Genomic DNA, 24917 nt, shown 5'->3' with positions numbered 1-24917 from the left:
GCCTCAAGGGCTCGCATCAGCCTGAGCTGGAGCCGTGCCCCCAATGCGAGCGTAATACGCCGACCCGACAGAAGTATCCGCTGTTCCTCACATGCGTCGAAGGCGCGACGCCGGCGAAAGCCACCGCCTCATCGCCACGACATGCGAACCACCATGCCCCCAAATCGAACCGCGGCATGGCAGCCCCGTCGAAGAACGTCAGCCGATGCAGATCGGTCAAGGTCTCCGCAATGTCCTCATCCCCCGTGTCGACGGTACGAATTTCGTACATGGGCAGGTCCGTTTTTTGCGAGTCCGTTGAAGGCAAACAGTGGGATCGGCAGTGGCGGCGCCCCGTCGCCGCTGCGGTTCACTTGCCCAACACCGCCTTGACGCCGAACCAGACCGCGCCCGCAAGGCCGGTGACGATGACAGTGATCAGCGCCTTGAATGTGTAGCTCTGGGCCTGTTCGACGCTCTTCCGCCAGCGCCGGAGGTGTTGGAAGTCTGCCCTAAGCTCTTTTCGGTCATCGTTTTCGATTCCGAAGGAGGCCAGCACCGACGCCACTGCTTTCAGGATGGTGTCGATGCTCTCCTGCTGAAGCCTGTGCTGCTCGGCCAGTGCCTCCGCGACAATCGCCCTGATTTCATCGTCTGGCATCTTCACCGCTAGATGATCCTTGCCACGTTCTCGAAACCGCGCTTGGCGAAATAAAAGGCGACCACGAGATTGGCCGTGACCGCGGCAAATCCCGCCAGGGGATCCGTCGAACCGAGGCGCGAAACTTTATCGAAAACCAAGAGCTTCACGAAATAAAGCGCGACGCAGTAACCCATCAGCTTGTCAGGCTCGCACCAATGTCCAATCTCCGCGACCACGTCTCCATGAGAGGAAAAATGCGCGGCAGATCGCGTGACGAGGCGCGATCGTTTCGGGCGTGAACCCTATCTCCGGGTCCGGAGACCGCAGCGGCGCGAGCGATGGACTCGCGCCGCGGGCCGGCACGTTCGCGCGTGCACGGCCAGCAATGGTTCGGACGGCGGCGCGCCGATCGGCGCTCAATGAACGCGTTTGTCTGCGAGTGCGTGGCCGTAATGCGCCGCCGTCCGATCCCGGGCATTGAGACGAAAAAACCCGCAGCGGATTGTTCCGCGCGGGCCTGACGAACTCGTCTCGATGATGTCACTCTGCCGGTGTTTTGCCCGACGTGTCAAACCTTGTCTTGGCGATCGTTCCTCGCCGGCTGTCTATGTGATCAACGGATCAGCAGTTTCGCTTCCGAGGCTTTTTGGATGGAGGTCCTGCAACGGCGCGACGTGATCGCCGTCGGGCGCTTTCGGATGCACGATCACGCGTTCGATGCGGTGGATCATTTGCAACGGTCCGTTGCCGTTCTCAATCGGTTGCGCGGGCTTGCCCCACCCGCGATCTAGGATCGCGATGGCAGCCGCGACGCGAACCGATGCAGTTGCCTTCTTGCTGTGCATATTGACGACGAGAAAATTCGTCGCAGCGCTCGTATGCTTCCTTGCCACGGAGCGAATTTCAGTCATGTTCCGCAATCTGACATACCTGCCTTTCTTGGCAGCGGATGCAGCGGAAACGGCCGGCAAAGTCTATTCACTCAAAGTTTCCATTAAAAAATCTCCGATAAGGCAAATACACCGAGACAAAAAAGCCCGCGGCGGATTGCTCCGCGCGGGCCTGACGAACTCGTCTCGATGATGACACTCTGCCAGTGTTTTGCCCGACGTGTCAAACACGGTCGGTCGGAGACAACCCTTCGTCCTGTTCACCGGTCATTGAGGCGTCACGACGCTGGTGTTGGCTGTACGCTTCCAGCGTAGAACTGGCTCGATTGAGAAGGCAACAGGATGCTCCGTCTTTGGCAATTACTTGCAATATTCGTCGTCTTCGGATTGTCGCGTCCGGCGCAGGCATGGTGGGACGCAGGCCACATGCAGATCGCCTATGTGGCCTATAAGCACCTGGATGCCTCGGTGAAGGACAAGGTCGATGCGCTGCTTCGGCTTAATAAGGACTACGCCAAATGGACGGCCGAGGCGCCCGACGATCGGACCGCCAAGATGTTTGCTTTCGTGCATGCGGCCAGCTGGGCAGATGACATCAAGACTGAGCCCTACCATTACACGCGAGATAAGGCGGACGGCGCGACTGCAGGGCAAAACATCGGCTATAACGACCACTATCAACATGCCTATTGGCACTTCAAGGACACCAACTTCTCGCCCGACGCCACGCCGCTGCCACCAGTCAATCCTGTAGATATCGTCACCCAGCTCAAGCTGATGATTGCGGCCTTGCCGGAGTCGTCTGGCGCGTCAGACGATATTCGTTCCTATGACCTTGTTTGGATTCTCCACCTGGTTGGAGACGCTCATCAGCCGCTTCATGCCGTCGGCCGCTTTACGAAGCAGATTCCAGACGGCGATTCCGGGGGCAATGCTGAACTTGTGATTCCCGCCACTGGAGAGACGATTGCGCTCCACGCATATTGGGACAGTGTGTTCGGTGGATATGTCTCGCCCTATGGCGCGGTGTTCGATGCCGACGCGAAGGGCGGTCTGTCGAGCCTCTCGGTTAATCAGACGAGCGCTCAAATTGCTGATCCGCAGGCTTGGATTGACGAGAGCTTCGAGCTTGCGAAGCAATACGCCTATGCATCCCCTGTCAGTTCGGCAGATAACGCAGTGCTTCTGTCTCGCGACTATGAGACAAACGCTCGCAATATCGCTCGCAGTCAAGCGGCGCTTGCTGCCGCAAGGCTTGCCAAGCTGATCAACGATGCCCTGAAATAGCTGGCGTATACTCGCCCGCGCTCCCATCGCCCGGGCGAAACAACACTCGATGATGGCACCCTGCCGGTGTTTTGCCCGACGTGTCAAACAAGAAGGCCAACCCGATGGGCTGGGCTTTCTCAAGACCTAGGGTTGCCGCGCCGCTCCGCTGGCGCCCGGAATTTGCCCACCGAACTTCGACGAGGCGGTGCCGCTGACGCTTGTGGGGCCGCCCGCCGTTCCATTCGGATCGGTTCGAGCCGCAGTCCGTCCGGGGCCGCGCATCATGTTGATCGAATTGAACCAACCATGATGGTGATGGCGCTTGAAGCTATGGGCCGACGCATAGCCGGTCGGAAGGGCCAGCAGGATTGCTAAAGTGAGTGTCGCTGCTTTCATGGGCGATTCCTCCTGGCGGAGAAAACTTCGTTCCCACGTCCGCGTTCCTTTGCGGCTCAGCTTTCGTTCCACCTTTCAAATTCCGCTCAGATGTTGCACGGCGCTTACGTCGCCCGCCGACGTTTCCTGCTATGGCCGCGCATCTTAACTACCGATACTGTGTGGCTTGTTGAGGAAGAACTCCCGGTTGCCGTACGCAGCCTCTGGAGTCGATCGCAACCTGGATCGCTTCGATGTGCATCCGACACCAGCCCTCTTGGCAAGACAGGCGTCTAACCTTGTTCAAGGCCTTGATGAATTCGGGGTGGTCGTCAGTGTCAGCGAAATACTTCGGCCCTCCTTCACCATTACTGCCTCCCCGCGACCTTGCGCTTAACCGGCCGAGCGACGGGCTTCAGGCGGTCGGCTCGGAATGAAGAGGCTTTTGACGAGGATGGGGTCGCTATCTCCGAGCGTTATGCGCTCCTGGACGAGAACACTCATAACTGTGCGCATCTTCATGATCTCTTCCGCCACGAAGGTGCAATCCTTATCCCTGTTGATCTGGTCACACATGATGGCCTCAGCCTCAAGCATGCTCTCTCGTAACGCCCTGATAATTCGTCGGATTTCGTTGATGCGATTGTCCATGGCCATCTCCACTCACGGATGGCCGATAAGAACAAAACGTAAACAATGAGTCAAGGAGACCAAGGGATAAGTTCGCCAAGCTACCGAGCGGGGCCAGTTCCCGACGGGCGCCTATCATTCTCGTGCTCACTGAGAGGCAATCGCATTCTCTATTCGATCACCACCAATCAGGCAGCTATCGCCGATCTCTTCCGCGTGGTCCGTCGCTACGAAGGCAACTTGCCGCCGATGCCGGGCGTGTTTCCGGATTACCCCGCGCCCGTCATTTGGGATGCAGGCAACGGCGAACGCGAGATGGTGACGATGCGATGGGGGATGCCGCCGCCACCACGGACGGGCGGTCCGCCTGTGACGAACATCCGCAACACACCTCGTCGCCGCACTGGCGCGCCTGGCTGAATCCGGAGCACCGCTGCCTTGTGCCGGTCAATAGCTTTGCCGAGTACGCACCAGAGCCTAACCCGGAGACAAAGAAGAAAGACGTCGTGTGGTTCGCACTCGCAGAAGCGCGGCCGCTCTTCGCGTTCGCCGGCATCTGGACCACCTTCAACGGTGATCGCGGGACGAAGTCAAAGCCGATCCCCGGATCGCATCAGGTCTATGGCTTTCTGACCACGACGCCAAATGCCGTCATAGAACCGATTCACCCAAGGCCATGCCCGTGATCCTCCCCCCTTGAAGAACGGGACGTGTGGCTGCGAGCGCCGTGGAATGAAGCCAAGGCGCTTCAACGCCCGCTGCCGGATGAAGCGGCTTAAAATCGTGGCGCGAGGGGGCGATAAGGAAGATAAGCTGGCGGCAGCATGAAAGATTGGTCTGTTCATGCCCCTTCGCGCAAACGAGGATGGCAACAAGCCGATGTTCGAAATCCACGAAGACGATCTCACCAGTGAAGCGACGCGGCGTCTGCTTGCGCTGCACCTCGCCGGCATGCACGCGAACTCGCCGCCGGGAAGCGTCTTTGCGCTCGACCTGTCGGGACTGCAGGCACCACGCGTCACCGTCTGGTCCGTCCGGGACGGCGACGATGTGGTCGGCATCGGCGCGCTGAAGGAGCTTGGCAATCGCTGCGGCGAAGTGAAGTCGATGCGCACTCATCCCGATCATCTGCGCAGGGGCATCGCGGCGCTGCTGCTGGACCACATCGCGACTGAAGCCAGGGCGCGCGGGCTCGCTCGCCTGAGCCTCGAGACCGGAAGCGGCCCTGCGTTCGAACCGGCGCTGGCGCTGTATCTGAAGTACGGCTTCAAAAATGGCGAGGCCTTCGCCGACTACCAACCGAGTGCTTTCAATCAATTCCTCCACCTGGAATTGTCTTCCTGAGCCTGTCGCCGGGTGCGTTAGGGTTAAATTAGGTCAGTGCTTCGCACAGTAGTTTTCCGGAATTCCCCATCCCGCAGAAGGGCCTAAGCTGGTGTTGCCGGGGCTGGATTTCATCCCGAATAGCGCATTTCAACCGGCAAGGGGCCGCCCAAAAGGCGGCCCCTTTCAGTTCCTCCCTTCAATTATAGTGTTCGCACAGCATCGATTCTGCGACCGCCTGCCGGAATCAGACAGCGGCAGTGACCTTCCCGCACTCGCATCCCCTCACAGGATACCGCAGGCATTGGGGCCGCTTCGCGCGCGCCACTTCTCATCGCGCGCACGATCGGAACAAAGGCCATACGTCACCTCGAAGCCGGTGTTGAGATCGGCTTCCCCGTTGGGCGGCGCCAAACATGAAAGAGGCCGCCAAGCGGGCGGCCCCTTCTTCATGCGCTTATCAGCATATAAGCAAGGACTGTCGAAAAGACGCCCAGACCGACAATGGTGATTCTGAAAACGAGGACGGCTTCCAAGCTGACCTCCACTTTTTGCAAATCACCCGAATCTTACGCCTGGCTCCGCCGCATGCAAGCAACTTCAGATGGCGCAGATTCAAATTCAACGTCAGGACAGAGCCCGCCGCCGGCGCGAGCCTGATGCGAACACTCCGATGATGCCACCCTGCCGGTGTTTTGCCCGACGTGTCAAACCTCATCCGGACGACAGCGTGCGGGATTCGGCGGAATGAAATCTCTCTGCGCGGAGCGCTCGCCGGCGGTACTTCGCTGCCATCGCTGCGATCATCACAGCGGTATCTGTCGCTGCGCATTCAGCAGCGGTGCGACAGTTCGGCTCACGAGCCGCGCGATGCAAACATCTCAAATCGTCTTTTGCGCGCGCGGTGGCTAATGTATCCTGCAAGCGAACCGCTACACGAGGTGTGCCGAGGTCTCGTCGATTACTGCGGCGTTTGTGCCCACGGCGGGCATTGTACTCAAATCATTTTCAGAAACTGCCGCCGTGACGACCTGCTCGGAACGGCGCGAACATTAGTGGGCATCACCACAGAAGGATGAACGCCATGCATTTTTGTCTCACAGGGCAATACACGTCACGTGCTCTCAATGCCATATTGGAAAACCCGACGACCGATCGCCAGGAAGCGGCGAGAAAACTCATCGAGGCGGCCGGCGGAAAGCTGATCTCGATGTACAGCGTTGCCGCCGACGGTCCAGGGGTTCTGGTGATTTTCGACGTGCCTGATCCCAGCATGGCTCCGGCCATCTCTGGCCTCACCGTCACCGCGGGCACGCTTCAGAACGTGAAATTGACACGCCTGTTCACGCAGGACGAGATCAAGCAGGTGCGGCAGAATGCGGCCAAGCTGCGCTCGTCCTATAGCCCGCCCGGCAGCTGATCCCTCAACCGCGCTAGCAAGATGCGAGGCCGCCCCTTGATCGGCGTGAGCGGCGGCCTCGCTGGATGCGCCTAGAGCTTGATATCGAGTCCGGAATATTTCGCCGCGTCCGCAAGCCACTCGGCATCGGATGCGGCACCGAGATGAACCCACTCCTCGTCGGTCTTGCTCTTGCGCCAATTGATCAGCGTCGCGCCGTCGGCGCCGGCCGGGTTTCGGAGCTTCGTGCTCTTGCCATCCACGATGTCCTGGATCGTCCTGGCCACATCGAACGGCGACGTCGGTCTGCCGAGCGAAGCCATGAAATAGGCCGCCATCCGTCGCCCATGCATGGAATACGGACTCGGAGGCGGCACTGGCCTGGGCGTCGTGGTCATCGGTGTCGCAATCACGCCCGGCTCCACGATGGCAACCCGGACATTGAATGGACTGAGCTCCTGCGCAAGGCACTCGCTCAGTCCTTCGAAGGCCCATTTCGATGCCGCGTAGGGTGCCTGGGGCGGCATTCCGAACTGGCGTGCAACCGAGGTGATGTTGACAATGCAGCCGCTTTTCCTTTCGCGCATGGACGGCAAGACAGCCTGGATGCAGCGCAGGCTGCCGAAGAAGTTCGTCTCCATGACTTGCCGGAAGAAGGCGATCGGCGTTTCCTCGACATAACCCCGTCCCGGAATTCCCGCGTTGTTGACCAATGCATCGATGTGACCCACCTCCTTCAAGATCCGGCGGAAGGCCTCATCGACCGATTTGTCGCTGTCGATGTCGAGCTTCACGAGCGTGATTGGAAGGTTCTCCTTTGCGGCCACCTCCCGAAGCTCTCCGCCCTTGTCCAGATTTCGCATCCCCGCAAAGACGACGTGTCCGCCGCGCGCCAGAGTGACCGCGGTCGCAAGTCCAATTCCAGTGCTTGTCCCGGTAACGACGACAACGGCCATATCAGCCTCCTTGGCCAAATATCATTGAAGCCTTCAGGAAAAGTCCGCCAACGAACGTGAGGCGCCGCAAGCATATGGCAATTCCCTCGTTCTCTGTTGCGGATTCTGCGGTGTGCTCAGGCCGCCTCGGCCGTGTGAATGCCGTTAGCGGAGGCAGCTTTCCAGTTCAGCTCAACCTCGGCCGGACCCGACTGGCCACACTTGCCCATCGCCAAGTTGGAAGTTGGGATATCGCTCGAAGTCCCCGATGGTCCGACGCCGCAATTGCCTAGCCGGATGGTGTCTGCCTTGGGTGAAGCGCGGACATTGGTCAGGCTCGCGGTATGTCGCGCCCTGGGCGAACAGTGGATACGGCGGACTGAAGCAGACTGCTCAACTCTCTTGCGACCAAATTCGCAGTGCCAGCTCGGTGACCTGAAGCAGCTCCTTGTGGCTTGCGCCGCCTGCGGACAGAACGGCCATTCCATAGACAACAGCCGACAGGAAGCGAGCGAGACTTGCCGGATTGCTATCCGCAGGCAGATCCCCCTCGGTCTTTGCGCGCTTGAGGCGCTGCCGGAGTGCACGCTCTCCCGCGCTTCGATTCGCGACCAACTCCTGACGGACCGGCTCGGCGTCCTCTCCGCAAGCCAATGCGCCCTGGACTCCAAGGCAACCGGCCGGCTTGCTCTCATCTCCGAAGAGATTCGCCGCACCTTCCAACAGCTCTCGCGCGACGGCGTACGCTGAGTGGGCATTCAGCGCCTTTCGTCTGTACGTTACGACGTTCGCTTCGTAGCGCTTGAGTACGGTTCGGAACAACACCTCCTTGTTGCCGAAGGCGGCGTAGAGGCTCGGGCGCGTAATGCCCAGAGTTTCAGTCAAATCGGAGAGTGACGTCCCCTCGTAGCCCTTTCGCCAGAACAATTCCATTGCACGATCAAGAGCTAATTCAACGTCGAATTCTCGCGGCCGACCATTCGCCATCCGATTGTCTTTCCAGACCCGCCAGCAAGTATTTGATTTGACCTTCACAGGTCCCTTGTGAGGATATATACCAATCAGTATAGAATATCGTGGCTAAACATCAACGCCAGAAAAGCGGAAGCCACCATGTCGCATATCCCTGGGATTTGAGAGCCATTCGTGCCGCGTTCTTTCCATCAGATCTCCTCTGTGCTTCTTTGCGTTGCAGTTCTCAGCCTGTCGCTCTTTGCAGGCAACGTGGCGACCGCCGAGGTCAAGCCATTCCCCTCGAGTTTTCGCACGCAACAGATGCAGGTTACTGGAGGCACCCAATACGTCCGCATTGGGGGACAAGGGCCGGCTGTTCTGCTTCTGCACGGATTCGGAGACACAGGTGATATGTGGCAGCCGCTGGCAGACCCTCTCGTCAAGGATCACACGGTGATCATTCCCGATCTGCGTGGCATGGGCCTGTCGTCGCACCCTGAAGGTGGATATGAAAAAGTCGCCCAGGCGCGTGATATCGCCGCCATTCTCGACGAGCTGAAGGTTCAAAAGGTAGCGCTCGTCACCCATGACATCGGCAACATGGTTGGCTATGCGCTTGCAGCCCAGTATCCCGACCGCATCACCAAATGGGTTGCCATGGACGCGCCCTTGCCCGGGCTCGGCACCTGGTATGCGCAATTGACCAATCCCAAACTGTGGCACTTCAATTTCCGTGGGCGCGACACCGAGCGTCTGGTCGCCGGACGCGAACGCATCCTGCTCGATCGCTTTTACAATGATCTGTCTGCCAACCCCGCCGCGATCGACGAACAAACCCGCGACCATTATGCGGCGCTCTATGCCCGCACGGGCGCGATCCACGATGCCTTCAGCGGACAGTTTGCGGCCTTTACCCAAGACGGAGAGGACAACAAGGCGCTGTTCACGAGGGTAGGGAAACTGCCGATGCCCGTATTGGCTATTGGCGGCGAGGACTCGTTTGGCGCATCCATGCGCTCCGAACTCGACTATGTCGCGAGCAACGTCCAGGGTGCTGTCATAACCAATTCTGGGCACTGGATTATGGAGGAGGAACCCCAGCAGGCCATCGGGATTATTATCCCGTTTATCGATCGCAAATGAGGAAGCGAACCAGTGCTGCGATGCTCAAGCGATTTGAAAGTGCGATCTCTGAATTAAGTGCAATCTCGAAATATCCCCGATAAGGACCAGCTAGAATTGGAGAGCTGTATATGGAGCACTAACTCCAAGGCGCTTATGGCGCGCCAGCTCGAAAGCGTTACCCCTGGGGCTGATAGCGTTGGACAATGGCATCGCGTTCTGCGATGCCATTGAATGATCGCTGCCCCCGGGATTCTCCGATGGTCCGATCGAGGAAGACGAGCTTTTCACGCGCCCGCACTCGCATGAGGACAAGCGTAGTGCCGCCTGCTCTTTATGCTCTCGCCGTTGCGACCTTTGCGATCGGCACCACCAGATTCGTTGTTTCGCTATCCTGAAGCAAGTCCAACGACGAGGTTAGAAAATGCAAGAATCTAACAAGAGATCCGTCGAATTGACCCACAAGCGTGTCAAAACAAATGGCGTTACGCTTCATTACGTCACGGCAGGTCGCGGTCCTGCCGTTCTGTGCATGCACGGTTGGCCGCAGAACCACCGTGAGTTCCTTCCGATCATTGAGCGACTTGGTGACAGATTTGCGTTTATCGCTCCGGATCTTCGAGGCTACGGCGACAGCGACAAGCCCTTTGACGGGTATGAACCAAAAACCATCGCAGAAGACATGATCGGTCTGCTAAATGCGGAGAACGTGGACCGATTTCACATCCTCAGCCATGATCTGGGCGGCCCACCATCCGTGGCGCTGGCGTACCTGGCGTCAAACCGGGCTCTATCCCTTGCTACAATAGAAACCCCATTCTTCGGACTGAGCTTCCCCGGCTATGTGGATCCGCGCGTGACGTACTGGCACCTCGGCATGCACATGAACATGGACATTACGAGGTTCCTGGTCGAAGGTCGCGAAGACCAATATCTACGGCATTTTTTCCGCGACTTTGCCTACAACCCCAATGCATTCTCCGAAGACGATGTGCAGTTCTATGTCATGCAAATGCGGCAGCCGGGCAATCTTCGAGCAAGCCTCAATCACTACGGCTACATCCCGCAGATGGCCGAACAGACGAAGGAACTGACCCGCAACAAGCTTGCCGTGCCGATGCTGGCCTGGGCTGGTCGGAGATCGTTTGGTGATCATTGCTTCGATTGCGCCAAGGCGATTGCCAGCAGCGCAGAAGGCGGCGTGATCGAGCAATGCGGACATTGGGTCTTTGAAGAGAATCCGGATTTTATCGTCGGCCGGCTGAATGAGTTTTGGCCGCGATATAGCTGATCGCCATGACGGCGCAGGCTGCCGAACCTCGATGTCCTGATTGCGCGAGGTCAGCCCCCTCGGCGAGCAATCGGACATTCAGGATCAAGAGCATAGACCATACCGGATTCACGGTCTCGTCCCTCAAGGTCATCGGACGTTGGCTCCGTCCATGTGGCCTTCTATGTCGAGAACATTGATGCGCTGCTCGCACGTATCGCACCCTTTGGACGGCTGCCGGTCAGAGACCGTTCAAACCGTTGAGTCCGGCGAGCGCAAGGAACTTCGCCTGACCTACGTGAGAGGGCCCGACGGAGTCACGCTCGAGTTTCTCAATGAATAGGCAGGTCAGTGGATCACAGGTCCACTTCACCGCGGATCTCGCGCAGGTGAGATCGGGAAGGGCTCATCTGACGCCTGCGATCCAGTCTGCGATCCGCCCGATGCACTCGTCATCTGTGTAGTAGGCCGCGTGGATCAGCGACCGATCTTGCTCGATCGTGGCAAGCAGCAACGATAGATCGGCCGGGGATATGACCATCCTGGCGAAGGTCCGGGAAACACCGCCAAGGTGCCGCGCAATCCAGGCGTTTCGCTTGTCCATTGCGCGTTGCTCGGCGCCCCGCGGCATATCTTCGTATCTGACGAGCCCTTCGGGAAGGTTTCGGGGCCACTGCTCGACCACGGGAAGCGAAAATCGGTAGCCTTCCATCCCCATCGCCATCGCGAGCAGCACCGACCAGCTCCTGCGGCGCACAATGTACGTCGTGCAGAAAGCAGGAATGCTGATCAAGGACCCGATCGCCCGCGCGATCCAGCGGAATGGCGACAGAGCGGCGGAGTAGAAGCCTGGTCCCAAGGTTTTGGTACCCGTGACGACGGCCACGAGAGGCAGGAAAAGTATGAACCCCACAAACGCCAGATCCATGATCTTCAGGGAGCGGGAGGGAGACAAAAAGACAAGCAGTGCAAGAGCACCCCAAAAACAGAAGAAATGGATGAATGCCAACTGGATCCTGGCGAACTTTCCGAAATCGCCGTAGGACTTGGCGCCGTGTATGCGCGCTATATCGGCGCCTTGCGACATGTGCGAACGTATCGCGCCAAGCAGGTATCTCAACAAGCCGGTTCGGATCGCCAGCGGATCTTCGGCACCGCGCAAGTGATGGAGAACCTGCCACGCCTCATCCATTGGGCTGCTTATCGCGAGCAACGAGACTTGCAGTGGCGTCTGGGAGGCTGCATCGTCATGCAAACGGAAAATCACGTCGGAGAATTCATCCAGAAGACTGGAAGGCGCCTCCATTCGAGGCCCCTGGAAGGTGTTCCTCTTCTTGCGCTGTGCCCTGCGCAGCAACCACGGCCGGGATACGAAGCGACCCAGGGCCGCGAGCGCTCCCCATGCAACCAGCAGGATCAATATCAGCTCGACTTTTTCACCGACAGGCCTGTTGAGTTCCCAAAACCACAGGGAGCCGCCGACCACGTAGATGGCCACAAGAAGCCCGCTCACGACGAGATAGAGAAGGTTCAAGACCCGCCTCAGAGTATCTGCTCTCCACGCGATAGGAGCCATCGCATCCAGGAAGGGCGTTCCCAGCGTCACCAGCTTTCCGCTGGGCCCGGTTGTGCCAACTTGAGCCGTGATCTGCTGCAAGGCCTCCACCGCGACATTGCCGCCATGGCTGTGAGCGATGATGTGACAAAGCCAGCCGGCATTCTTCAATCTGGCGACCTCATCCGCCAATGCAGCAGCAGCATGGGTGCGCTCGACCCAGCTATTCTTGCCGGACCAATGAAAAGCTGGGTGAGCGTCGCTGCAGTGCGCCCAGCAGCGGGCAAGCGAACCGCGCTTCTCCAGCTCCGCGTCGAGCCTTGTGATGAAGTGGTCGGTGACGGTGGCACTCACGTGGGGCTGGTACCATCGGACCGTATCGGTCTGGGGAGCAGCCCACGTGCCGTGCACGACGATCACTGTCTCTCTGAGAGCTTCGCTCGTGTGCGCCTCCTCCAACTGGCAGTCACTCGGGGGTCACGCGTCCAGCGATGTCAAGTGGCGCGCGGAAGCAGTCTCATGCATCGAACAGCGATACCCGGGCACTCATGCGCGTCTCCCATATCTGAATTACCGGATGAAGCTGCGGCGTGCCACTTGCGCACGATAGCGCCGGCGTATCGAATAACAACGGCCTACGAATAGGTAGGTGAGCTGGATCAGGGGCGCTGTTTGGCCTGCCGGAAAAAGTCACCAACGCGTGAACGTCTTCTTGACTTGAATCAAGCCAGCCCAGGGCCCGATCGCAAACTTCTGCTCCGGGGCGGACGATGCAAGATCCAGGAGCTTGCGATGATGATCAACAAAGTAGCTGTTGCAACGACTGCAGTTCTCATAGCGGCAGCACCTCTTGCCTACGCAGCAGAAACGTCTTCCACCACTGTAGGAATGACGCATCCGAATGCCGCAGACCTCAAAAGCTTGACGGATGCGCGCGTGGCAATGATCAAGGCCGCCTTGCAGCTAACACCTGACCAGGAAAAATACTGGCCTGCCGTGGAGGATGCGATCCGGGCCAGAGCAAAGAACCGGCAAGCCCGGTGGGAACGGGTGGCGGAACTGCGCGACAGCAGCCCAATTGACGCCCTTCACGAACGCAACCCGGTCGAACTCATGCAACGTCGGGCCGAGTCACTGAGTCAGCGTGCGGCCGACCTCAAGAAGGTCGCCGATGCGTGGGAGCCACTCTACAAGACGCTAAGCGAGGATCAGAAGAAGAGGATGGCGTTCGTGACAGTCGTGGCCGCGCGCGGAATACGAGATACGATCGAACGTCATATCGAATCCGAAGATGACGACGAATAAGGTCGAGAAGACGCGTTCAAAACGCTGACTACCCGGATTACAAACCCGAAGGACAATGTACTTCCGATGAGCTGGAACGTCGCCCCGGCGTAAAGCCTGCGCGGCGTTCCAGGGGCTGGCTTGCGCCTGCACCTATGAACTGGATTACGTCCGCGTAACCCCGAAAGAGCGGCACAAAAGCATGCCCAATTGGGGTAAGCGAGTCCACCGGTCGCCGTTACAATCTGAGTCCCGATTGGGATTAGCCCGGATTCTCTGCAAAGAGCCGGGCGACCATGGCCGAATCTAGATAGGCGCGGACTTGGTCAATGATCTTTCCTTTGAAATGGACAACCCAGCAATAGCGATTATCGAATCGGAAGCCGTTCTTCGCGGTCGCCAGCGAACGCAATTCAACAACGGCCCAGTCGTGTTTCACTAAAAGATGCTGCAGCATAAGTTGCGCGCCGTGCGGCAGGACCTTGTTGAGCTTGGCGAACGTGCCGGAGACAAAATCGGCTTTGGAATGATAGTGACCAGCCAGCGGATGAGTGCCTTCGACAGTCCAATCCACGTTCTCGGCAACGTGCTCGAAGAATGCGGCTCCATCTCCCTTCTCCAGTCCCCTGAACACTTCTGTAACGAACTCCTCGGTTACCGCCATTTTTGTCTCCTGCTACTGATACACCTCTCCACCAACTCCAACGCCGCTAATCCTGTACTGCTTTCCGGCGTCCGAGGAAGTGAAACGATTTCAGTGGCTAGCTGAGCGCGCTGCAATTTGAACATTGCCCTTTGAATAGAGGCTTTTTGGACAAGCTCGACAAAAGCTGACTTCAACCACGGACGATCCCGTGCCACTTTGGATCTCTCGATTCATGATATCCATGCTATCCTCTTGGGCATGTCCGGGAGCCGTCTCGTCCACGCGCTCCTGATTGTCCTGTTGCTCGGCATCGCAGGGTTCATCTACGTCGTTTATGGCTTCTATCTTCTCATCGGACTGATTGCCTTGAACCTGGCATGCGTTGTAGCGGCCCGCTTGCAAGAAAGCGCGGATCGGGATCCGAGGGACGTCTTACAAGGCATCTCAGCTGGCCGCGCGCTTCGAAGACGAGCAGCGGCGCTCGCGTTAAGGCGGCATCCAGGCCCGCGCGAGCCAAACCTGCACATTCCCGATGATGCCACCTCGCCGGTGTTTTTGCCCGTCCCATCAAACTTTATCTAAAATGCAGCGAAGCGGATTCGGCGGAATGAAATCTCTCCGCGCCATACTGGCGGCATGCCCCTGGTCGGCCCGGCGCGGCAACCGTCGCATCGGCGACGGTGCGTCGGGAGGCGAAGACTTCGGGTAACCGAGGAGAGATGGTCGATGTATTACGTCGCCGCCGCATTGCTGGTGCTGTCGGGACTGTTCTACTCCGCGAGCCATCACGAGATCGGCTCGTTCGGCGTCACCATGTGCACCTATGGCAGCGCGTTCTGCGAGAATCCGATGATCGTCTTCTCGGGTGCTACGCTCGCGGCCGCCTGGGGCATGTTCGTCAGCATCAAATAGGCTGGACAAGGCATTCATCGCAGACATGACAATGTCCGCGACCGGTGACGGCGCGGGCTCGACTACTCCTGCGATCATGCGCCTCGACAGGTGTTTGCCCGACGTGTCAGACCGGCCACGGGACACCCAGGCTGATCGTATTGCGCGCCAATCGATTCATCGCAATGCGCCGGTCTCACCCGGGAACCATTGTTGCCACGCCGCATTTGATCCCATGACTTCGCCGTTCCGGAAAAGAGCCGAGCCAACCCCGCGATGCACGACAGCGCCCTCGTACCGACGAAAACCGCGCCGACGCTGCTGCAACCGTTGGGCCCCGGTCTGATCACCGGCGCGGCCGACGACGATCCGTCGGGGATCGCCACCTACTCGCAGGCGGGCGCGCAATTCGGCTACGGGCTGCTCTGGACGGTGTTTTTGACCACGCCGTTCATGATCGCCATCCAGCTGGTGAGCGCTCAGATCGGCCGCGTCACCGGCAAAGGACTCGCCGCCAACGTCATGGCGCTCGCGCCACGCGGGCTGGTGATCGCGCTCGTGGCGCTCCTCGTCGCCGCGAACACGTTCAACATCGCGGCCGACATCGCCGCGATGGCGGAGTCCCTCTCGCTGGTCATCGGCGGGCTCGACCACGAGCACGCACTGATCTTCGCGGCAACATCGACCCTGCTCCAGGTCTTCCTGCCCTATCGCCGCTACGCGCCGGTGCTGAAATTCTTGACGCTGAGCCTGTTCGCCTATGTCGCGACCGCCTTCACCGTGAATATCCCCTGGAGCACCGCGCTGCTCGCCGCGGTATGGCCGAAGGTGAATGTCAGCGCCGACTATTTCATGATGGTGGTCGCCGTGCTCGGCACCACCATCAGCCCTTACCTCTTCTTCTGGCAGGCGTCCCAGGAGGTCGAGGAAATGAACAACGGCAAGCATCGCCGTCCGCTCCGCGAGCTTTCCCACGGCGGCGATCCCGAGCTCGCGCGCATCAAGGTCGACACCACGGCCGGCATGCTGCTGTCCAACGGCATCGCCTTCTTCATCATCCTGACCACAGCGTCCGTCCTGCACGCGAACGGCGTCACCAACATCAATTCAGCGACGCAAGCCGCGGAGGCGCTGCGGCCGCTTGCCGGCGACTTCACCTTCCTCCTGTTCGCGCTCGGCATCATCGGCACCGGCATGCTGGCGATCCCGGTGCTGGCGGGCTCGGCCGCCTATGGCGTTGCGGAGATCTTTGCATGGCGCGCGACGCTGGAGGCAAAGCCTGACGAGGCGGTCGGCTTCTACACCATCATCGCGACCGCGACCGTGATCGGCTTCGGCCTCGGCTTCACCGGGATCGATGCGATCCACATGCTGGTCTGGAGCGCGGTGCTCAACGGCATCGTCGCCGTGCCGGTCATGGCGATGATGATGCTGATCGTCTCAAGCACCGCGCTGATGGGCCACTTCAAGGCGCGGACATGGCTGATCGCGCTCGGCTGGCTCGGCACCGCGCTGATGGCGCTCGCCGTCCTCGCCCTGCTCGGCTCGTCCGTGATCGGCTGAAGCGTTAAGCCGGCGACAAGGCCGCCGAAAATCTGCGGAACGAGGATGAACGCCGCAAACACGGCGGGCACACTGATGAGCCTCAGAAACTGGTCTACCGAAAGCATCGCTGTCGTCCCCCCAAAGACAAAGCGCCTTCCGTCCCGCCGCGCCTACCTCACCCCTTGCGCGACGTGCTGATCGGCCGTCAGAAGCTGATCGGAGATGACGGCCCCGCTGACCGTGAGCAGCGCCAGAATTGAAACCATGGCCAGAGATTTCATGGCGGCAACGTCGGTTCTGATTGTGACCGAAAACGTCAGAGCCTGGTGCAATTTCGGGACGATCCCGGGAAAGATCATGGCCATCCCAGCCGGATTCCACAGAGCTTCCCGGCGAAAGCGGGTGGAATGCACTGCTGCGCCGCGGGTTTACGGCTTCACGCCGCGCGCCTGTTGGCCTAACAGTTGTGGCATGGGCGAGGCTTGCGACCGCGCCACAAGACCAACAAGGCCCGGCCGGGGCCACAGGGAGCGACATGACAAAATCGTCAAAAGCAACAAGTCTGGAAATCCTTGCCTGCGATGCCGGCTGGAGAAACTACCACTTCGTCAAGCTGACGACCGAAGACGGCATTGTCGGCTGGAGCGAGTTCGACGAGGGGTTTGGCTCGCCCGGCGTCGGCGCCGCGATCCAGCGCCTCTCTGCCCGCGTGATCGGCCAGAACGTCTTCCAGCACGAACGCATCCACGCCGAGCTGTTCGCGGCAACGCGGCCCGCCGCCGGCGGCGTGGTGGCGCAGGCGCTCGGCGCGATCGAGAATGCGCTGCTCGATGCCAAGGCCAAGTTGCTCGGCGTGCCCTGCTATGCACTGCTCGGCGGCAAGATCCGCGACCGTGTCCGGGTCTACTGGTCGCACTGCGCCACCTGGCGGATCAATCATCCCGCCTGGTACAAGCCGCCGATCGAAAGCCTCGACGGCGTCAAGGCGATGGGACGCGAAGTACGCGAGAAGAAGTTCACCGCACTGAAGACCAACATCTTCTCCTATGACAACGGCAAGCCAACCGGCTGGCGGCCGGGCTTCGGATCGCCCTTCGCGCCCGAGATCAATGTCGACCGCAAGATCCTGCGCGACCTGCACATGCATCTCGAGGCGATCCGCGACGGCGCAGGTCCCGACGTCGATATCCTGCTCGACTGCAATTTCAACGCAAAGACCGAAGGCTACCTGAAGATCCTGCGCACGATCGCTGACATCGACATGTTCTGGGTCGAGATCGACAGCTTCAATCCGGAGGCGCTCGGCTATATCCGCAGGCAAAGCCCGCATCCGATTTCATCCTGCGAGACGCTTTTGGGCCTGCGCGAATTCCTGCCCTATTTCCGCGAGCAGGCGATGGACGTCGCGATCGTCGACACGCCCTGGAACGGAGTCTGGCAATCGATGAAGATCGCCTCCGCCGCGGAAGCCCACGAGGTCAACGTCGCCCCGCATAATTTCTACGGCCACCTCTGCTCGATGATGAACGCACATTTCTGCGCCGCTGTGCCGAACCTGCGCATCATGGAGATCGACATCGATCGTCTGGCCTGGGACGGCGAGCTCTTCACCTATGAGCCCGAGATCCAGGACGGACATCTCGTCATTCCGGACCGGCCCGGTTGGGGCACCGAGCCGAATGAGGAGGCCGTGCGCGCCCATCCGCCGAAGACCACCGGCGGTCTTCTCAACTACGACCGCAAGGGCTGACACTCGCCTACGGCGTCACGGGATTGACGGTCGGGGACGTCTTCGGCCCCGGCCGATCCGGCTCGACCGGCGATTTCGGATTCGTCGGCAGCACCATGGCGCCCGCGGCGCGCGCCGCTTCGCCGGTGGTATGGTACATCGCGACGTGGGCAGGCTGCGTCTTCGCCCGGCTCCATGGTCCGTGGTCCACCAGCAGCATGGCTGCGATGGTCAGGCCAGCGACGATCAACGCGATTACGCCGGGATGACGGAGCGCAACTGTCATGGAATTCATGAAGCGATCATTGTCCATCGCACGATCCGTTGTTTCCTCACCGTTTTCTCACCTTTTTCTCCTGGGCTAATTCATTGACGTCGCGCCAGGTTCCGCATCGAACCGTCCGGGTTCCGAAGGAACTGCGCGCCATCAGCGCAGGCTCACTTCACGTCAGGACGTGCGTCCCCGACGAAGCCGTCGCGGTTCGGCATTTTGATGGCAGCGAGCGATTTTGCATCGAGCGTCCCATCCGCGCCCACCAGCCCGTTCAGGCTGAGAAGATAGGCCGACACCGCATAGACATCATCGTTGCTCAGCGACTGCGGCGCGTTCTGCGGCATGGCGCGGCGAATGTAGTCGAACAGCGTCGTCGCATAGGGGCAATAGCTGCCGACGGTGCGGATCGGCTTTGCCGTGCCGAGCGTCCCCTGCCCGCCGACAAGACGATCGCCGACGCCGCCCTCGCCCTTCTCGCCGTGGCAAGCGGCGCATTGTTGGTCGAACACCTCGCGTCCGTGACTGACCGTGCCGCGGCCCTCCGGCAGATTGCTGCCGTCGCGCCCGATATCGATGTTCCAGCCTGCGATCTCCGCCGGCGTCGCCGGCCGTCCGATGCCGTAGGGACTTTGCGCCTGCGCGCCCGTCACCCAGGCCGAGACCATGATCGCGACTGCGACACTCCAAAGCTCACGCCTGCGCATTGGTCACCTCGCCGTCCGCCGCGATCCGCCAGGGCCAAATTGCATTGTTGTGGTAGAAGTGATTTTCGCCACGCACCGCAAGCAGCTCGGCGAGCGTCGGCTGCACATATCCGGTCTCGTCGATGGCGCGGCTCTGGATCACTGCGGGTTGGCCGTCCCATCGCCAGGGCAGACGGAAACGTGTCAACGCGCGCGTCAGGACCGGCTCCTGCAATTGCGCGTCCTGCCAGCTCTTGCCGCCGTCGACCGACACTTCGACGCGCGCGATCTTGCCATGTCCGCTCCAGGCAATGCCGGTGATCTCCTGGAAGCCCTTCGTTGTCAGACGCTGCCCGCCCGAGGGACGCGTGATGATCGACTTGGCCTCCATGTAGAAGCTGAATTCGCGCGCGCTGCCGTCCGGCATCAGGTCGGTGTATTTCGAGGTCTCCTCGCGCGAATAGATCGGCTCCGCCGTCACATGCAGCCGCCGCAGCCATTTCACGTTCATGTTGCCCTCGAAGCCGGGCAGCAGCAGCCGCACCGGATAACCCTGCTGCGGTCGCAGCCGCTCGCCATTCTGGCTGTAGACCAGCATCGCGTCATCGAGGCATTTCTCGATCGGGATGCTGCGGGTCAGCGCTGCGGCGTCGGCGCCTTCCGCAACCACCCATTTCGCCTCCGGCTTCAGCCCGGCCTCCTGGAGCACCAGCTTCAGGCTCACGCCGGTCCATTCCGCGCAGCTCAAGAGACCAACGAGATCCGAGGCGGTCTTGCCATAGGGTTTGGTGTAGACGGGATTGCCGGAGCATTCGAGAAAGTAGATGTGCGACTCCGAGGGAAAGCGCCGCAAATCGTCCATGGTGAAGACCAGCGGGCGCTCGACAAGGCCGTGCAGCATGAGGCGGTGCTGCGCGGGGTCGATGGTCGGCACGCCACCATGATGGCGCTCGTAGAACAATCCATTCGGCGTGATGATGCCGTCGAGCTCCTGCAACGGCGTGCGGCCCGATGCGGAAATGTATTGCTTGAGATTGGGCGAGATGTTCTTGACGACGTTCTTCCCGAACGGCGACGGCGTACCATAAGGCTGACTTCCCATCGGCTCGCCCGGCGCCTTCATCCATTCGGGAATGTTGGGCGGAAGGTTGTCCGCGTCGGCGGCCGCAGAAGTGCCCGCGCCGAGAACGGCGCCTCCGACCGCCGCGGTGCTGCCTTGCAGAAAGCGACGGCGTGAGGCCCTCGCAAGATTGTCGTTCGTTGTGCTGCTCATCGCGGGTCCTTGGCTGGCGCTCAGGCTGCATGAAACCCTCCGAGAAGCGCTTTTGCAATTCGTCGGCGTTTCAAAAGCAGTCGATTTCAATCAGGACTGATCTAAATCCCCCCGCAGCAGGAGCAGTTCCTTTTCTTGCGACGCACAAACGTCCTGCCGCGTACGCGCTTCACTCGCCCGGCGCGATCGCGTTGCTAGGCGTGGGCCGGTCGGTGATCTGTTGTCCGAACAGACTGCCGATCAGCTCAACAGCAGTACGCGCGGTGCGTCCGCGCTCGTCGAGGAACGGATTGAGCTCGACAATGTCGACCGACCCGACCAGCCCGGAATCGTACAGGAGCTCCATGATCAGGTGCGCCTCGCGATACGTTGCTCCGCCCGGCACCGTGGTACCGACGCCCGGCGCGACGCAGGGGTCAAGGAAATCGACGTCGAAGCTCACGTGCAGAACACCGTTGCTCGCCTTGACGCGCTCGATGACACGTCGGATCAGTACTGCGACGCCGAACTCGTCGATCTGGCGCATGTCGGCAACCCTGATGCGGCGGGCGCGCATCAGATCCTTCTCGAGCTTGTCGGTCGAACGCGTCCCGAACAGATCGAGCCGGTCGGGATCGATCGACGCGCGTGGATCTTCGCCCAGGAGGCCGTCGAGGCCTGGCTCGCCGCACAGGAATGCCGCCGACATGCCGTGCATGTTGGCGGTGATCGTCGTCTCCGGCGTGTTGTAATCGGCATGCGCATCCAGCCAGAGCACGAACAACTCCTGCCCGCGCTCCTGCCAATGTCGCGCCATCGCGTTGACCGAGCCCATCGACAGCGTGTGGTCGCCGCCGAGAAAGATCGGGATCGCACCGGTGTTCGCGATCTCGTAGCCGCGGCGGCTCAGCACGCGCGTCCAGCGCTGGATCTCCCGATAGTGGTTGGCCTTGGCGGGCGGACTGTCGACGAGATCCCTGACGTCCGCAACGGAGAGATCGCCGTAGTCGACGACATCGATGTCGAGACTCTCGAGCAATGTCGCAAGGCCCGCGGTGCGCAGCGCCGCAGGTCCCATCAGCGTGCCCCGCTGCGAGGCCCCCATGTCGATGGGCGCGCCGAGCAACGCGATGCGCCGGGCTCGGTCCGGCATGGTCCGATCGGTCACGGCAATCTCCTGGGATCAGGAAGGTTGAGCCTTGAGGTCGTCGCCTGGTGCAGCAGCCTAGCAGAGATTCGCGTCCGTCGTTTCACCGGGATTTCACGGCGAAAATCCGTCGAGCAAGCGCCCGTCCCGGAACAAAATCCCGTGCGCCGAATTGCCAGTCCAAGGCCGGCACCCGCCGTTCATTACGGCGCCTGTCGCGGATAGCCAAAGGCCTTTGGGCCCGCTTTCAAAAACGAGCGCTCGCGCGGATAGCCAAAGGTGTCGGCCTTCATCTTATCGCCAGGCGCGGAGGTCGCGAGCTTGAGCACGGAAATACCGCAGCCCGCTCCCCAACCCGGCATGGCCGAGCGCGCCATCGATGCCGCAACCGACGTGTCGCGGACGATCGGCGAGGTGGCGGGAGGTTTGCACGCCGCTGTCGATCGCCTCACACTTGCCATCGAAGAAGCGCGAAAGCCCGGCAGGCCGCTCTCGACGGTCGCGGCGATCACGCGCGAAGCGCCGCTCGCCAGTCTCTTCGTTGCCTTCCTGTTCGGCGTTGCGATTGCGCGACGGCGCTAGCTAGGACGAAATGAATGCGGCAGATTCCGTTGGGAGCCAGAGGAACATCGACATTGCGGGTGCAACCCGAGCATCTTGCCGACCGATTCAAGGACGCCATATTGCCGCAAGTGCTTGCGACGCCCGTGATGATTTTGATCATGGAAAACGCCGCGCTCAATGCCATCAGACCGTTTTTGGATGCAGGTGAAAGCGCGGTCGGCACCGCAGTGGATGTACAACACTCCGCCGCCACGCCTGTAGGCCGCGAGGTGTGCGCGTCGGCCGAGGTAGTCAACGTCGAGGGAAAACGAGTTGACTTCAATGTGTCTGCAAGCGACGGCATAGAGGAGATCGGCAGCGGAACCCACCAACGAATTGTGATCGATCTTCGTTCGTTCAACGAGCGCCTTGCCAAAAAGAGGCTTCCATGATCGGGCGCTGTGGCCGTCAGTCATGATGGCGTCACGACCCCGCGTGCCGAACCTGCTCATGAAGCAGCGGTAGCGCCTTGCGATCGGAAAGGGGCAAATCGGGTGCGACCAGAAGGCGAGAATAGCGTGACTGCTCAGTGGCAGTATCAGGTTAGGTTCGATGTGAACGATTCGGCTACGGCGGAATCGGCACGCCGAAAACTCCTTCATCCGGCACTGGCGCTGCTGTTCGATATCCTCGCCGAGCATCGCGCTGCGCTGAAATGCCAGTTCGACGCCTTTGCGGAGTATGTCGCCGCAGCAGAAGAGCACGGCGTCGAAAACTATCCGCTCTACCAGTGGACGAAGGCGACGATCGAGAATCCGGCGAAAAAGGAAAAGTATTTGAAATCCTTTACGCTCTACGTGGACGACCGGGAGGTCTATGCCAAGGAGATTGCCGACGCGCTGGAGGCGGACTTGCAACCGCTCTCCACTAGCGGGCTCATCACGCGAATATCCAATCCCGCCAACAATCCTCAGTCGCCGCAGCGCCCCCGCGAGCGGCCCTAGCCCATCCGCGAGAGCGAGCTCGATACCCGCTCCTGGCCCGTGCTGACCAACCCCAATACTTGTCTGCCCGCCTGCTTTCAGGGGTAGATCGGACGTGGCCAGCGACGCAGCGAGCTCGACGCGAATGACCCTAGACTGACGTCACCAGCGTCAAAACAAGGGCATCGGTCATCGGGGCAGTCTTTTGAAATCATCAAAGCGAAGACGTTCGACAAGGGGGGCTCTGACATCCGTCGGAGTCCCTCGCTTGGATCTCGTGGCAGAAATAAAGAGGGCGACACCTTACTTGATGCCAACAGGGCACCCTTGTCTCGATGCCCTTGGTAATAGGATCGTCGGTGATTTCGACAAATGCGCGTCTGAGCATCACACCGGCCCGAAGCTCGCGGCGAGATTGGATGGGTCGACCAGTTCCACGCTGGTCGGATCGTTCGGATCGCGAAACCGCACCAGCACCGGAAAATCTTCGAGCGGCAACTCACCCGTAGGCTTCAACCGCTTCACCTCGTCGAGATAAGCGGCGGACGGTGGATGGCGTAGGCCCCAGAAGGCGCGCGCGGGGCATGGCCCGTCGTTCACCTGTAGCTGTGATCTGATGAGACTATATGCGCGCGTTCACCGCTTTGGGTTCAATGGAAAGATACGTGTGTAGCCGTTTAGCAGCAGCGCCCTAAGCTCTCAGTCTTCAAGCGCCAGTGGGATTACGGTGCGGTACTTTCCGGCGGAAGATGGAACTGGCGGTTCGGCGGCCAACTCAACAGACACGTGACCAAGCCCATGCTCATTCAACAGCTTGGTCAGTTCGGAATGCACCGCCCGCCAAACCCGGCTTGGGTCAGCGTCGGCTGCGGGATGTAGGCGAACGCGCAATTGTGTTGGCGCAGTCTGCACTATCTGAAACAACTCCACACCGGGTACATGATCGATCTCAAGCGCGAGCGATGGCACTGCGACTTCCTCTCCGCGTTCGGTTGGAAACGTGAGGATGTCGGCAGCTCGGCCCCGTACGCGGATCGCCGGAAGTGGGTTGCCGCAAGGACAAGGATCAGGTCGTTGCAGGATGCGGTCGCCTAGATCGTAGCGGAGGATCGGCTGCACGCGATTGGCGAGGTTGCTCACGAGGACCGTATGCGACTCCTCGCCGGGCGGAACCGGCCGATAGCTCGCGTCGACGGGTTCGAGAATCACCCAATCGCTGTTGACATGATACCAACCGTGTTCACAGCCGATGGCCATGAACAGGCATTCAGTCGCGACGTAAACGGTCCGGACCTTGGCGTGGAATGCCCTTGCGATCCGGTCGTATCCGTCCTGCGAAAGCCCTTCCGAAGTCGGAAGAACCAGCACCGGCTGAATATGTAGGCGACCGGCATCCTGCTCGGCGGCCAATAGTGCCATGACGCTGGCGTATCCGATGAGCAGAGCCGGGCGGTACCGATTGAGTTCGGCGACCAGATTGCGCAACGGCGCCTGCGCCGGAAGGGCCCGTAATCGTCGGGCCGATCGCTTTGTACGGATTGCAGCAAAGCTGGTTGCGCCGATGTAATGGCCGCCCATCGCCAGGACCGACGCCGC

29 protein-coding genes and 2 pseudogenes are annotated in these 24917 nt (G+C 60.4%); 14 read left to right on the top strand and 17 right to left on the bottom strand.

From position 1 onward, the window contains the following. Positions 1–16 precede the first annotated feature (16 nt). The 4 genes from AYJ54_RS38160 to AYJ54_RS38145 form a co-directional block, all read right to left on the bottom strand. A complete protein-coding gene (locus tag AYJ54_RS38160; RefSeq protein ID WP_347337245.1) occupies positions 17–271 on the bottom strand; it encodes a GNAT family N-acetyltransferase in 255 nt (84 codons plus the stop codon). Between the two features lie 78 nt (positions 272–349). Continuing rightward, entirely contained in the window at positions 350–646 is a 297-nt protein-coding gene (locus AYJ54_RS38155; RefSeq protein ID WP_063707451.1) for a hypothetical protein, read from the bottom strand. A 2-nt stretch (positions 647–648) separates the two neighbouring features. Beyond that, positions 649–858: a hypothetical protein gene (locus AYJ54_RS38150; RefSeq protein ID WP_136624219.1), complete on the bottom strand. Its 210-nt coding sequence runs from the start codon at positions 856–858 to the stop codon at positions 649–651. A 369-nt stretch (positions 859–1227) separates the two neighbouring features. Next, the gene (locus AYJ54_RS38145) at positions 1228–1533 is read right to left on the bottom strand and encodes a hypothetical protein (protein WP_063707449.1); all 306 of its coding nucleotides are present in this window, start codon (positions 1531–1533) and stop codon (positions 1228–1230) included. Positions 1534–1854: 321 nt separating this feature from the next. On the opposite strand from AYJ54_RS38145, the gene AYJ54_RS38140 reads away from it, so the two are divergent. Continuing rightward, positions 1855–2799, top strand: a complete 945-nt coding sequence (locus tag AYJ54_RS38140; protein ID WP_063707447.1) for a S1/P1 nuclease — start codon at positions 1855–1857, stop codon at positions 2797–2799. 126 nt (positions 2800–2925) lie between these two features. Here AYJ54_RS38140 and AYJ54_RS38135 read toward each other — a convergent pair whose 3' ends face one another. Then, the gene (locus AYJ54_RS38135; RefSeq protein WP_063707445.1) at positions 2926–3177 is read right to left on the bottom strand and encodes a hypothetical protein; all 252 of its coding nucleotides are present in this window, start codon (positions 3175–3177) and stop codon (positions 2926–2928) included. A 372-nt stretch (positions 3178–3549) separates the two neighbouring features. Then, a complete protein-coding gene (locus AYJ54_RS38130; RefSeq protein ID WP_063707810.1) occupies positions 3550–3807 on the bottom strand; it encodes a hypothetical protein in 258 nt (85 codons plus the stop codon). 144 nt (positions 3808–3951) lie between these two features. On the opposite strand from AYJ54_RS38130, the pseudogene AYJ54_RS38125 reads away from it, so the two are divergent. The 3 genes and pseudogenes from AYJ54_RS38125 to AYJ54_RS38110 all read left to right on the top strand — a co-directional run bounded on the left by AYJ54_RS38125 (position 3952) and on the right by AYJ54_RS38110 (position 6529). Continuing rightward, a pseudogene (locus AYJ54_RS38125) lies at positions 3952–4614 on the top strand (SOS response-associated peptidase). A 15-nt stretch (positions 4615–4629) separates the two neighbouring features. Further along, positions 4630–5130 (top strand): GNAT family N-acetyltransferase, encoded by a 501-nt coding sequence (locus AYJ54_RS38120; RefSeq protein ID WP_245329232.1) that lies wholly within the window; start codon positions 4630–4632, stop codon positions 5128–5130. Positions 5131–6193: 1063 nt separating this feature from the next. Beyond that, complete coding sequence (locus AYJ54_RS38110) at positions 6194–6529, top strand: GYD domain-containing protein (RefSeq protein WP_063707808.1); 336 nt, start codon at positions 6194–6196, stop codon at positions 6527–6529. Between the two features lie 71 nt (positions 6530–6600). On the opposite strand, the gene AYJ54_RS38105 is transcribed toward AYJ54_RS38110, so the two are convergent. Together AYJ54_RS38105 and AYJ54_RS38100 are read right to left on the bottom strand one after the other, a co-directional pair. Next, positions 6601–7482 (bottom strand): SDR family oxidoreductase, encoded by an 882-nt coding sequence (locus tag AYJ54_RS38105; RefSeq protein ID WP_430641459.1) that lies wholly within the window; start codon positions 7480–7482, stop codon positions 6601–6603. Between the two features lie 354 nt (positions 7483–7836). Continuing rightward, positions 7837–8478 (bottom strand): TetR/AcrR family transcriptional regulator, encoded by a 642-nt coding sequence (locus tag AYJ54_RS38100; RefSeq protein ID WP_347337244.1) that lies wholly within the window; start codon positions 8476–8478, stop codon positions 7837–7839. Between the two features lie 111 nt (positions 8479–8589). Between AYJ54_RS38100 and AYJ54_RS38095 the strand changes: the two genes are divergently transcribed. Both AYJ54_RS38095 and AYJ54_RS38090 read left to right on the top strand, forming a co-directional pair. Beyond that, positions 8590–9540, top strand: a complete 951-nt coding sequence (locus AYJ54_RS38095; RefSeq protein ID WP_063707438.1) for an alpha/beta fold hydrolase — start codon at positions 8590–8592, stop codon at positions 9538–9540. Between the two features lie 403 nt (positions 9541–9943). Beyond that, complete coding sequence (locus tag AYJ54_RS38090) at positions 9944–10810, top strand: alpha/beta fold hydrolase (protein WP_063707432.1); 867 nt, start codon at positions 9944–9946, stop codon at positions 10808–10810. A 385-nt stretch (positions 10811–11195) separates the two neighbouring features. Here the strand turns inward: AYJ54_RS38090 and AYJ54_RS38085 are convergent, their stop codons facing one another. Further along, positions 11196–12764 carry a hypothetical protein gene (locus AYJ54_RS38085; RefSeq protein WP_136624218.1) on the bottom strand — a complete coding sequence of 523 codons (1569 nt, stop codon included), beginning with the start codon at positions 12762–12764 and terminating at the stop codon, positions 11196–11198. 372 nt (positions 12765–13136) lie between these two features. Here AYJ54_RS38085 and AYJ54_RS38080 point away from each other — a divergent pair, with 372 nt between their 5' ends. Continuing rightward, complete coding sequence (locus tag AYJ54_RS38080) at positions 13137–13649, top strand: Spy/CpxP family protein refolding chaperone (protein ID WP_245329231.1); 513 nt, start codon at positions 13137–13139, stop codon at positions 13647–13649. A 241-nt stretch (positions 13650–13890) separates the two neighbouring features. Here the strand turns inward: AYJ54_RS38080 and AYJ54_RS38075 are convergent, their stop codons facing one another. Beyond that, positions 13891–14292 carry a nuclear transport factor 2 family protein gene (locus AYJ54_RS38075; RefSeq protein WP_063707429.1) on the bottom strand — a complete coding sequence of 134 codons (402 nt, stop codon included), beginning with the start codon at positions 14290–14292 and terminating at the stop codon, positions 13891–13893. 198 nt (positions 14293–14490) lie between these two features. On the opposite strand from AYJ54_RS38075, the gene AYJ54_RS38070 reads away from it, so the two are divergent. The 3 genes from AYJ54_RS38070 to AYJ54_RS38060 all read left to right on the top strand — a co-directional run bounded on the left by AYJ54_RS38070 (position 14491) and on the right by AYJ54_RS38060 (position 16728). Then, on the top strand, positions 14491–14856 hold the full coding sequence (locus AYJ54_RS38070) for a hypothetical protein (protein ID WP_136624217.1): 366 nt from the start codon (positions 14491–14493) through the stop codon (positions 14854–14856). 144 nt (positions 14857–15000) lie between these two features. Continuing rightward, a complete protein-coding gene (locus tag AYJ54_RS38065) occupies positions 15001–15186 on the top strand; it encodes a hypothetical protein (protein WP_063707421.1) in 186 nt (61 codons plus the stop codon). A 255-nt stretch (positions 15187–15441) separates the two neighbouring features. After that, the gene (locus tag AYJ54_RS38060; RefSeq protein ID WP_063707419.1) at positions 15442–16728 is read left to right on the top strand and encodes an NRAMP family divalent metal transporter; all 1287 of its coding nucleotides are present in this window, start codon (positions 15442–15444) and stop codon (positions 16726–16728) included. A 152-nt stretch (positions 16729–16880) separates the two neighbouring features. On the opposite strand, the gene AYJ54_RS38055 is transcribed toward AYJ54_RS38060, so the two are convergent. Next, positions 16881–17075, bottom strand: coding sequence for a hypothetical protein (locus AYJ54_RS38055; protein ID WP_245329230.1), 195 nt, complete (start codon positions 17073–17075; stop codon positions 16881–16883). Positions 17076–17245: 170 nt separating this feature from the next. Here AYJ54_RS38055 and AYJ54_RS38050 point away from each other — a divergent pair, with 170 nt between their 5' ends. Then, the gene (locus AYJ54_RS38050) at positions 17246–18460 is read left to right on the top strand and encodes a mandelate racemase/muconate lactonizing enzyme family protein (RefSeq protein WP_063707417.1); all 1215 of its coding nucleotides are present in this window, start codon (positions 17246–17248) and stop codon (positions 18458–18460) included. A 7-nt stretch (positions 18461–18467) separates the two neighbouring features. On the opposite strand, the gene AYJ54_RS38045 is transcribed toward AYJ54_RS38050, so the two are convergent. The 4 genes from AYJ54_RS38045 to rocF all read right to left on the bottom strand — a co-directional run bounded on the left by AYJ54_RS38045 (position 18468) and on the right by rocF (position 21816). Further along, positions 18468–18752: a hypothetical protein gene (locus AYJ54_RS38045; protein ID WP_063707415.1), complete on the bottom strand. Its 285-nt coding sequence runs from the start codon at positions 18750–18752 to the stop codon at positions 18468–18470. 125 nt (positions 18753–18877) lie between these two features. Further along, positions 18878–19417 (bottom strand): c-type cytochrome, encoded by a 540-nt coding sequence (locus tag AYJ54_RS38040; RefSeq protein WP_063707414.1) that lies wholly within the window; start codon positions 19415–19417, stop codon positions 18878–18880. Next, positions 19404–20669 carry a sulfite dehydrogenase gene (soxC, locus tag AYJ54_RS38035; RefSeq protein WP_063707412.1) on the bottom strand — a complete coding sequence of 422 codons (1266 nt, stop codon included), beginning with the start codon at positions 20667–20669 and terminating at the stop codon, positions 19404–19406. Before soxC ends, AYJ54_RS38040 begins: the two co-directional genes overlap by 14 nt. Positions 20670–20838: 169 nt before the next feature. Next, complete coding sequence (rocF, locus tag AYJ54_RS38030) at positions 20839–21816, bottom strand: arginase (protein WP_063707410.1); 978 nt, start codon at positions 21814–21816, stop codon at positions 20839–20841. A 300-nt stretch (positions 21817–22116) separates the two neighbouring features. Here rocF and AYJ54_RS38025 point away from each other — a divergent pair, with 300 nt between their 5' ends. The 3 genes from AYJ54_RS38025 (at position 22117) to AYJ54_RS38015 (ending at position 23342) form a co-directional block, all read left to right on the top strand. Then, entirely contained in the window at positions 22117–22377 is a 261-nt protein-coding gene (locus tag AYJ54_RS38025; protein ID WP_063707805.1) for a hypothetical protein, read from the top strand. Between the two features lie 14 nt (positions 22378–22391). Next, on the top strand, positions 22392–22790 hold the full coding sequence (locus AYJ54_RS38020) for a thioesterase family protein (protein ID WP_063707408.1): 399 nt from the start codon (positions 22392–22394) through the stop codon (positions 22788–22790). Between the two features lie 126 nt (positions 22791–22916). Further along, positions 22917–23342: a hypothetical protein gene (locus AYJ54_RS38015; protein WP_063707406.1), complete on the top strand. Its 426-nt coding sequence runs from the start codon at positions 22917–22919 to the stop codon at positions 23340–23342. Between the two features lie 366 nt (positions 23343–23708). Here the strand turns inward: AYJ54_RS38015 and AYJ54_RS50170 are convergent, their stop codons facing one another. Continuing rightward, the gene (locus AYJ54_RS50170; RefSeq protein WP_136624216.1) at positions 23709–23921 is read right to left on the bottom strand and encodes a hypothetical protein; all 213 of its coding nucleotides are present in this window, start codon (positions 23919–23921) and stop codon (positions 23709–23711) included. Positions 23922–24020: 99 nt separating this feature from the next. Continuing rightward, positions 24021–24917, bottom strand: a pseudogene (locus AYJ54_RS50945) (phenylacetate--CoA ligase family protein); the annotation flags it as partial.

The organism is Bradyrhizobium centrolobii (assembly GCF_001641635.1).
Lineage (GTDB): Bacteria > Pseudomonadota > Alphaproteobacteria > Rhizobiales > Xanthobacteraceae > Bradyrhizobium > Bradyrhizobium centrolobii.
This window is presented reverse-complemented; position numbering and strand designations above follow the sequence as displayed.